Origin of the sequence: Methanobrevibacter sp. UBA417 (genome assembly GCF_002508845.1) — an archaeon.
In the GTDB taxonomy this organism is placed as follows: Archaea; Methanobacteriota; Methanobacteria; order Methanobacteriales; family Methanobacteriaceae; genus Methanobrevibacter_A; species Methanobrevibacter_A acididurans.
Window position 1 is genome coordinate 1 of the sequence record NZ_DAZC01000026.1, and the last position, 9,225, is coordinate 9,225.

A 9,225-nucleotide genomic window follows, 5' to 3' on the forward strand; every position below is an offset into this window, starting at 1 on the left:
CTCATATTACCATTTCACTATAATAAATAAAATATTTTATAAAATATAATTTCATCATTTCACACAATTAAGATATAACCTTTATGTAACTCATTAGGATACCCTAACCTTTTAAACTGTTCAATTTCACTCTCATGTTTACGTTCCTGCTCAAGCATATGATTAACATGACAATAAGATAAATGAATCCTATCCTCACTAATACTATTAATCTTAATAAAACTAGACTCATCCACCTTATCAAAACTAAAAGGAACACTTAACACATCACCCTCACTTAAACTACCACTCTTATACTTATCCAATATATCCTCTGAGGTAATAGTAAATTGCTTAATCTCATCATCCAATTTATCCTCTAAATAAAATTGTTGAAATAAATTAAACTCCACTTCCTCATCATCTTTAATAACCATTATCTTATCCCACAAGCTCCTACTACTTTATTAAAAGATTTATATCCTGTTTTTTTATCTCACTAAAAAAAAATTTTACACCCTTAAAAAAAGATTTTTATAAACTTAATTTATAAATTTTTTTCCAAAAAAAATATTAGGGTTCTTTATAAAAAATTATATGTAACTTTTTAATAAATATAATTATCTAAAACCATAATTGTTAAGACATTATAGGACAAAAATTTTCATGAAAAACAAATCAATAAACAATTACAATTCAAACATAAACCTTACAAAACATCCCAAAGTCAAAGGTTTAAAAGTATACGATGGAATAAACAACTTCTCAATAAGCTGGTTAAACAAACTAGGATACTGCGAATACCAATTATACCTAGAACACCTAAAAGGAGTCACAGCTCCAGACACAAAATCCATGAAAAAAGGAACACAAGAACATCAAAAATTAGAAGACAACTTCAAAGCACACGCAACACCAGCAACACTCGAAGAAACAATAGAAATAAGTCATGAAGAAAANNTATGGAATAAGAGGATTCATAGATGAAATATGGATGACACCAGAAAACATAGTCATAATCGATGATAAACCAGGAAAACGTGCATACAAATCACAAATAGATCAAATACGAGCATACTGCCTAGCATTCAAAGACACAACAAAAGATCCAAGACCCATCATAGGAGCACTAAGACAAAGAGGAACACCAAACATATTCTACAAAGAAAACTTCGATGAAACCAACCAATACAATATAGAACAAACCATAAAAAGAATGCACAGCCTACTAAACGCTGAAAAACCATTCATGCACACAAAAAATCCAAACAAATGCAAAAGCTGCAGATTCAACACACAATGCCAATACTCATCAAAGGGAGAAAAAGTATAATGAATACACTAATAGAAAAAGAAAACAACAACGTAGAACAAGTCTTATTATACAGTAAACCTGCCAAATATGAGGAAACACAAGAAGACAACCCCACAAAAACAGTTTTAAAACTTGATAATGAATTGAAAGAATTCCTAAAAAAATTAACAGAACACACACTAGGAGAGAACATACCATTTATAAACATCACACCAAACAATACCTCAATAAAAACATGGATAAGTAACCTAAAAAACACATACCCACAACCATACCCTCGTGACGTAAACGACTTACTAAACACATTCCGCGAATCCTTAAACTCCAGTAGCAAACAATCCAAATACAATGTATGCTTAATCTTATATAAAGATTTAATAATCTTATACCATACTAAGCAAACAGAAAACCTCTTAGATTATGATTCCATCTTTCGTGCAGGAATAATAAAAACCATAAACAACCGAATACTATTCTCAGCTTATGAAAAAAACAGAAAATGGAGTAAAGGGCATGCCAAATTTTGGGGAATACACTTAGAAAACCTCAAATGGTCCAACATAAGTGACATAATACTTCAAATAAAACTTGAAAACTTCCAATACCCACTACACTTACCCCTTGAAAATAATGAAATCAAAAACATGATCTTAGAAGAAAACATAAAATCCGATGCAACTATCCAAATAGGAACACAAACAGGGATAATAAACAAAATCAACCTCTACGGTAAAAACTTAACATTCAATGAATTCTACCAATATTACATTGATGAAACACAAGAACTAAACAAACACACAGAATTCTACAACACCTTAATACCTATAACACCAACACTAGACAATTACACTCACAATAAAACCAGTAAAACCTACATTGAAGATGAAAAATATATTTACAAAAACAAAATCAGTAAAGAAAACCGTATACACACAAAAAATCATAACAAATACACCTTAACATTTACAACAAGTAAATATCCAGGAATCAAACCAAATCCTGCATTCTTAGGACAAATCTATGAATCAATATTTACAGAGAAAAACTTAAACTTAATCCATGTAGGAGAAGCAAAATCCTCAACACCCCTTGAAATTGGAAATCTAAAAATTTACAACCAAATAAAAATAGATCCAGAATTTAAGGACACAACAAAATACTTAATAAAATTAATACAAAAAATAAACCCCGAAAATCAAACAATCCTAAAAGACTACTACTTAACATACCTAAATGAAAACCTAAAAAACCATAACCTAGAAACACTATTTACAATTTTACAAACACAAATTACTAAAACCAATTTAGAAAAAGAATTTGAAAATAAAAAATTAGAAAAAAACAAGTATGTTAAATATGAATCCCAAGATGCAATAAACACCAAACCACAAGAATTTGCAAAAATCATAAAAAAACATGTGAAAAAATCCATAAAAAAAGATAAACTATTAAAATATGCAATAATATATGGAATAGAAAAAAATGGACACATCAAACCAACACAAAACTACAACCCCAAACATTTAGAATTAGTGGAAAAAGAAACAAACAAATTATTACAAGAAGACAAATTAGAAGTAACAACTAATATAAGAGAAATAAAAACAGAAAAAGGAACAATAATAATAGTATACATACTTCCAACAATAATCTAGAAATTTTTATTAGTCTTCCTTTCCCTTTTTTTATCCAACTAATTTAAATATAATATAAAACAATATAATATTATTATATAAAAAATGATGAGAATTTTATTAAAACTTATTTTTTATTATTTATAAAAATTTTATTATTAAAAAACTTATTTTTACAAGATAATAATTTAAACTATTTTTTAATTTAAAACATAATTTTTTTAAAGAACAAACTTAAATAATATAAGGAAAACAGATTTTTATGGCAATAACAGATTTTAACGATTTCGAAATGAATGACAATTTGAAAAGAGCAGTAAAAAAGATGGGATTTGAAGAACCAAGTCCAATACAATCTTTAGCAATACCAGAAGCATTAAATGGTAGAGATGTAGTGGGACAATCCCAAACAGGTACAGGTAAAACTGTAGCATTTGGAATACCCGTACTTGAAAAAATTTACATACCAGATAAATCACCACAAGCAATAATAATTTGTCCTACTAGGGAATTAAGTATACAAGTAGCAACAGAACTTGGAAAACTATCTCAATGTATGGAAAAATTACATATATTACCCGTATATGGTGGACAACCAATAGGAAGACAAATAAGGGTACTTAAAAAAGGAGTGCATATAATTATAGGTACACCTGGAAGAATAATGGATCATATAAGAAGAAAAACATTAGATCTCTCAGGAATAGAAACTGTAGTATTAGATGAAGCAGATGAAATGTTAGATATGGGTTTTCGTGAAGATATAGAAACAATCCTTCGATACACTCCTAAAAAAAGACAAACACTTCTTTTCAGTGCAACATTCCCAAAGGCAATAAAAAAATTAACTAAAAAATACCAACGAAACCCAGAACATTTAAAAGTAGCACAACATGAATTAACCGTACCAGAAATAGATCAATTCTACTTTGAAGTAAGAGAAAAAAACAAACTCGAAACATTATCAAGATTATTAGATGTATATGACCTTGACTTATCCTTAATATTCTGTAACACTAAAAAAAGAGTAGACAGATTAGTCAGAGACTTAAAAAGTAGAGGATACAGTGTTGAAGGAATACATGGGGACATGAAACAATCCCATCGTGACAGAGTAATGGGTCAATTCCGTAATGGTAGAATCGAAATACTTGTAGCAACAGATGTAGCAGCAAGAGGAATAGATGTACCTAACGTAGAAGCAGTATTCAACTATGATGTACCAAATGATAATGAATACTACGTACATCGTATAGGAAGAACAGGAAGAGCAGGAAAAGCAGGATATGCATTTACCTTTGTTGCTGGAAAAGAAATATATAAACTAAGAGATATTCAAAGATACACTAAAACCAAGATAAAACAACAAAAAGCTCCATCCTATAAAGATATGGAAATAATGAAAACCAATCTTTTAATAGATCAAATCAAAGAAACAATAGAAGAAGAAAACTTAGATAAATATATTCATACTATTGAAGAATTAATCGAAGAAGACTATAATTCAATAGACATTGCAGCAGCATTACTTAAATTCGCAAAAGAATAAAAAAATTTTTCTTTTGCTTTTAAAATATTTAGAAAATAAAAATAATTTTAAAGGTTTATAATTAAAATTTTTTAAACCTTTTTATACATAATCTTTTTTTTATAATTTAGCATCAACAATATTGTATTTAACATCATTATCTTCTAATGTTTTAACAATATTTTTACTCATATTACCAACAGTTAAAAGTAGGGTGTTTAAACCTTTTCTACTGCAACTTACACAAGATTGAGAAGCTGCAAATTCAATATCTACAGGAATGCCTAATTGTTTAGCTACTACATGGCTGATAGTTCCAACTACAGCAATTTTATCTAAACTTTTAAGACCCCACTCAGTATAAGTTTCATTATAAATTTCATCAATTAATTTAAAATTGGCCTTCTTGGATCCGCCTTGTTTAATAGTTGGAAGTGCAATAATTAAAACTTGACCTAATTCTACATTTATAAGACCAGTTAATTGGTTTAATGCTACATCAAAACCTGATTCTGCATCACTTATTGCTTCAGCTTGTGCGTCATGTTTTTCATGATTTGCATATAATAAACCATTATCCATATATAATCCTACTTTATCTCCTTTTTTTATAGGTTCTGTTGCTATTGCAGGCCATATGGACTTATAATAATTCATTATTTCTAATGTTTCATCACTATATTTACGTAGAGCTATTGCATCTTTTTTAACTTTAGATATACCTTTCTGTGTTATAGTATAAGGGGAACGACCATCCTCAGAGGATACATAACCTTCTTCGATTAATGTTTTAAGATTTTCTGATACTGCTTGAATAGTTATTCCTAAGCGTTCTGCTAAATCTTTTTGTTTAAGATTAGGCTCATTTTTACTTATTTCACTTAAAATTTGAAAATGAGTCATTTCTCCTCTTTTTTTAAAAATCTTCATAAAACATTAACCTCCTTAATAAAATAAAATATTATTTTTTTTATACATCTAATTTTCCTTCAAGTTTTTGATTAAATAAATTTAAGAATTCATCCTTTTTATCATAAGGGATGTATGCTCCACAAGCTACACTGTGTCCTCCACCATTTCCACCAAGACTTTGAGACACTTCACGAATGATGTTTCCAAAGTGTATTCCATCATAAGCAAGTAACCTAGAACATCTAAGACTTACTTTCCAATCTTGATTATCTTTGCTAATTTGTGTAAATCCTATCATTGGTTTTCTCCAGTTACCATAACTTAAAATCATCCCAGCAACTGTACCTACTATCTCACTTTTAATACCAGAACCGTTAAAGTATTGTAGGTTTTCCATCTCAACTATCTTATTTTCTTTGGTGACTTTTTCAATACTTTGACGTAAGTTCATTTTATGAGTTTTTGATACAACTTCAAGTGCATCAAGTGCATCACTACGATTACCTTTCAAGATTTCACATGCAACACCATACTCCTGATTACGACCACAAGCATTCATAGCAGTAGAAAACTCACTAGCATCCCGAAGGAAAGTATGATTATCTTCATACAAGAAATCATAACTATCAGCAGAAACAAGTTTAGGAATATACTTCACATAACGCTCAGGAACCACCTTACTCATCATACGAACCAACTCACTAAACAACTCACCCTTCTCCATATTACTTAAATCACAAAGTGTACGTTGTCTACCATCATCAGTTTTATGAGGAATACCTAATTCATCTAAAACAGCAATAGCTTCATTACGATTATTAGTAATAGGTAAATTCACATCACTAAAATAAGCCATAGCTACAAATAAAGGACGAGTCTCACGACCATACAAACACAAATCACTATTACACTTCACATAACCTGAATCAACACTATCCTTAAGTATAATCCTATTTAACCCTACAAGCTTACCAGTTTTACTATTCTGCATATCACCAACAGCACTTAAAACCCCAATCCAACTCAAATCTTTATAATCAAAAGTTCTAGCTAGAAAATAAGATAAACCTCCACCTGAAACATTATCGGAACCATCAATACCATAAAACATAGGATTAACTTCTAAATAAGTATAATCCACACCATCATTATAATCTATACTTCTAAGTGGAGGGTGATGATCAAGAATAAGAATCTTAGAATCTTCCTTTGCATTTTTATCAACTGGTTGACCACTACCAAGATCACTAAAAATAGTTAAATCATGATCAATACTCAAATCCTCCAACTTATCTAAGTTAACAAAATCCAAGTCATGTTTCTTACCTAACCTATCAAGTAAAGTACTGATAATAGCACCAGCACACATACCATCACAATCAATATGACTATAAACCTGAATACTATCAGATTCAAGAATTAACCTTTTAGCTTCCTCATACTTCTCATGCATCCCTGCAGGTAAACTCATATTATCCATAAAAATCTTTCAAAAATAAATTTTATCTTTTTTTGTTTTGTTTACGATTACGTAAAACCTTAATCTCTTCACTAATAGCAATAAGTATATTCTTCTTAGGAATAGGAGTTTCAACAAAAACCCTACCACTATTATTATACCACTCACCAGGATAAGAAGCATCCGCTTCCATCTCAGGATTAAACTTCAAATTCTTAGCAGCCTGATAAACCTCTTTAAGCTTAGGACCAGCTACACCATTATCCAGTGAAACTTTACGACCTTCACCACGACTTTTATTACGATCTATATAAATTGGCCAAATCATTGTTGACATAAAAACATTCACTCCACCTTAATTATAATAAATTATTTAATTATATTTTATTTAAACTAAAATATTTAAGTTTTTAATAATAACTTAATAAAAAAGATTAAACAACGAGAAATAAAACCATTCTTATAAAATTTACTCATATTATTAACGATTTTATACAATTCCTTTTTTTCACTTTTACTTAAATCTGATTGTTTATATAAACTTATCCAATTAAGTAAGAAAGGATTAAGAATAACATTACTCTTACTAAATTTAAAATCTCTACAAATCTCATTACAATGATAATAACTATCAAGAGAATCATAAACAAGAGAATAATTAATATTCTTAGTAATAGACTTATCATTATCTGTGTTTCTCATGTAATAATCATGAATAATTGTTTCATTTAAAAACACAATACTATCAGTTAAAAAGAAACTTTTAACAACAAAATTCAAATCTTCACCAGAAATAAATGGTGGAAACTCTAAATTATTTTTTCTAATAAAACTAGTCCTATAAATTTTAGTCCAAATACTAGGTAAAATCTTAAAAAGTTCAGGATGATTCTTGATGTTTTTAATAAAAATTTTATCACTATTTAAATTCTTTAATTTACCATAAATTAAACGACTAAAAAAATGTCTCCAAAAAAAACCAATAATCCCAGTTAAATTAACACCATCAACTAAATCATCCTCATACTCATTAATATTATCCGTATAGGGGGAGTATGATTTTAAAATAAGTTTTTCTTCTGGATAAATTCTACGATACCTTGCAAATGCAATATCCACATCATTACTATTTGCGGTATTATATAATGTTTCACATGCCTTTTCATGGAATCTATCATCAGAATCTAAAAACATTACATATTCTCCAGTAACATGTTTTAAACCAATATTACGTGGACCATAAGCAGCACCAATATTCTCTTTAAGTTCAATAACCTTAAAATTAGAATATACTCTACAGTATTCCTTGATAATACTTAAACTATTATCCGTACTATAATCATCGACCATAATAACTTCAATATCACTTAAATTCATGGTTTGATTTAAAATAGAATCCAATGCAAAACTCAAATCTTTACTTGCATTAAAAACAGGCATCACAATACTAATCTTATAATTAAAACTCATTACAAAATAACCTTTTTTTATAATTTTTGGAATAATAATTCCATCATATCCTTAACAGTATAAGTATCAGGATAAATACAATCCACATTAAAATCATCAAGAATCTTATAAGTAATAGGACCGATACAAACAGTTAAAACACTACTACTCATCTTAGAAGCAAGTTCAACTTTCTCAGAATCTGATGCAACATTAAATAAATTCTTAACAGTTAAAGGACTAGTAAAAGTAATAGCATCAACTTCATCATTCAAAATCTTACTAATTAAAACTTCAATCTTACCAGTATCCTCTGGAATAACACTTTTATAACTTTCTGCAAGCAATACATTAGCACCCATATTCTTTAATTCATTAGGTAAAATCTTACGAGCACTGAAAGTCCGAGGAATACCAACATTCAAACCATTCATATCCATAGTACTAAAACATTCAAGTAAACCCTCAGCAGTATAATCCTCAGGAATAATATCAACAGGTAGCTGATTTTCAATAGCAACCTCAGCAGTTTTATGGCCAATAACTGCAATCTTACACTTACTATTTAAATTATCTAAAAAATCAGGATAAAAATTAAAAATACTATCAATACTAGTTGCAGAAGTAAAAATCAACCAATCCAAATCACTTGCATCAATCATTAACTTTTTTAAAGAAGGAGTATTTAATAAACAAAGCTCAAGAGTAGGAACAACTAAAGCAATTGCACCATTAGCTTCAACAATTTTAACAGCTTCACTTACACGATTCAATGGACGAGTAATAGCAACAACTTTCTTTGAATTATTTTTATCCATAAAATAATAACCTCACAAAAATCTTTTAATTAATAATATTCTTTATTTTTCATAATATTTATTTAATAATGTCATGAACTAAAGCTTTATCTTCATCATCTAAAGTTCTAAAACCTAAAATACAAACACTA

Annotated in this window: 8 protein-coding genes and 1 pseudogene; 3 read left to right on the forward strand and 6 right to left on the reverse strand. The window is 28.7% G+C overall.

Going from position 1 to position 9,225, the window contains the following annotated elements; all coding sequences use genetic code 11:
- Positions 1-59: 59 nt before the first annotated feature.
- Entirely contained in the window at positions 60-431 is a 372-nt protein-coding gene (locus tag BP769_RS04445) for a hypothetical protein (RefSeq protein ID WP_413862163.1), read from the reverse strand.
- 214 nt (positions 432-645) lie between these two features.
- Between BP769_RS04445 and cas4 the strand changes: the two are divergent.
- The 3 genes and pseudogenes from cas4 (at position 646) to BP769_RS04460 (ending at position 4,477) form a co-directional block, all read left to right on the forward strand.
- Positions 646-1,312, forward strand: a pseudogene (gene cas4 / locus BP769_RS04450) (CRISPR-associated protein Cas4).
- Positions 1,312-2,949: a hypothetical protein gene (locus tag BP769_RS04455; protein ID WP_413862165.1), complete on the forward strand. Its 1,638-nt coding sequence runs from the start codon at positions 1,312-1,314 to the stop codon at positions 2,947-2,949. Before cas4 ends, BP769_RS04455 begins: the two are co-directional and overlap by 1 nt.
- 241 nt (positions 2,950-3,190) lie before the next feature.
- Entirely contained in the window at positions 3,191-4,477 is a 1,287-nt protein-coding gene (locus BP769_RS04460) for a DEAD/DEAH box helicase (protein WP_409197851.1), read from the forward strand.
- A gap of 99 nt (positions 4,478-4,576) precedes the next feature.
- Here BP769_RS04460 and BP769_RS04465 read toward each other — a convergent pair whose 3' ends face one another.
- From BP769_RS04465 to BP769_RS04485, 5 genes are all read right to left on the reverse strand, one after another.
- On the reverse strand, positions 4,577-5,386 hold the full coding sequence (locus BP769_RS04465; protein ID WP_413826133.1) for a winged helix-turn-helix transcriptional regulator: 810 nt from the start codon (positions 5,384-5,386) through the stop codon (positions 4,577-4,579).
- 40 nt (positions 5,387-5,426) lie between these two features.
- A complete protein-coding gene (gene recJ, locus BP769_RS04470) occupies positions 5,427-6,848 on the reverse strand; it encodes a single-stranded-DNA-specific exonuclease RecJ (protein ID WP_413862167.1) in 1,422 nt (473 codons plus the stop codon).
- Positions 6,849-6,870: 22 nt separating this feature from the next.
- Positions 6,871-7,164 carry a signal recognition particle subunit SRP19/SEC65 family protein gene (locus tag BP769_RS04475; RefSeq protein WP_413862169.1) on the reverse strand — a complete coding sequence of 98 codons (294 nt, stop codon included), beginning with the start codon at positions 7,162-7,164 and terminating at the stop codon, positions 6,871-6,873.
- Between the two features lie 65 nt (positions 7,165-7,229).
- Positions 7,230-8,297, reverse strand: a complete 1,068-nt coding sequence (locus BP769_RS04480; protein ID WP_413862171.1) for a glycosyltransferase family 2 protein — start codon at positions 8,295-8,297, stop codon at positions 7,230-7,232.
- 17 nt (positions 8,298-8,314) lie between these two features.
- Positions 8,315-9,094, reverse strand: a complete 780-nt coding sequence (locus BP769_RS04485) for a uroporphyrinogen-III synthase (RefSeq protein ID WP_413862173.1) — start codon at positions 9,092-9,094, stop codon at positions 8,315-8,317.
- Between the last annotated feature and the right edge of the window lie 131 nt (positions 9,095-9,225).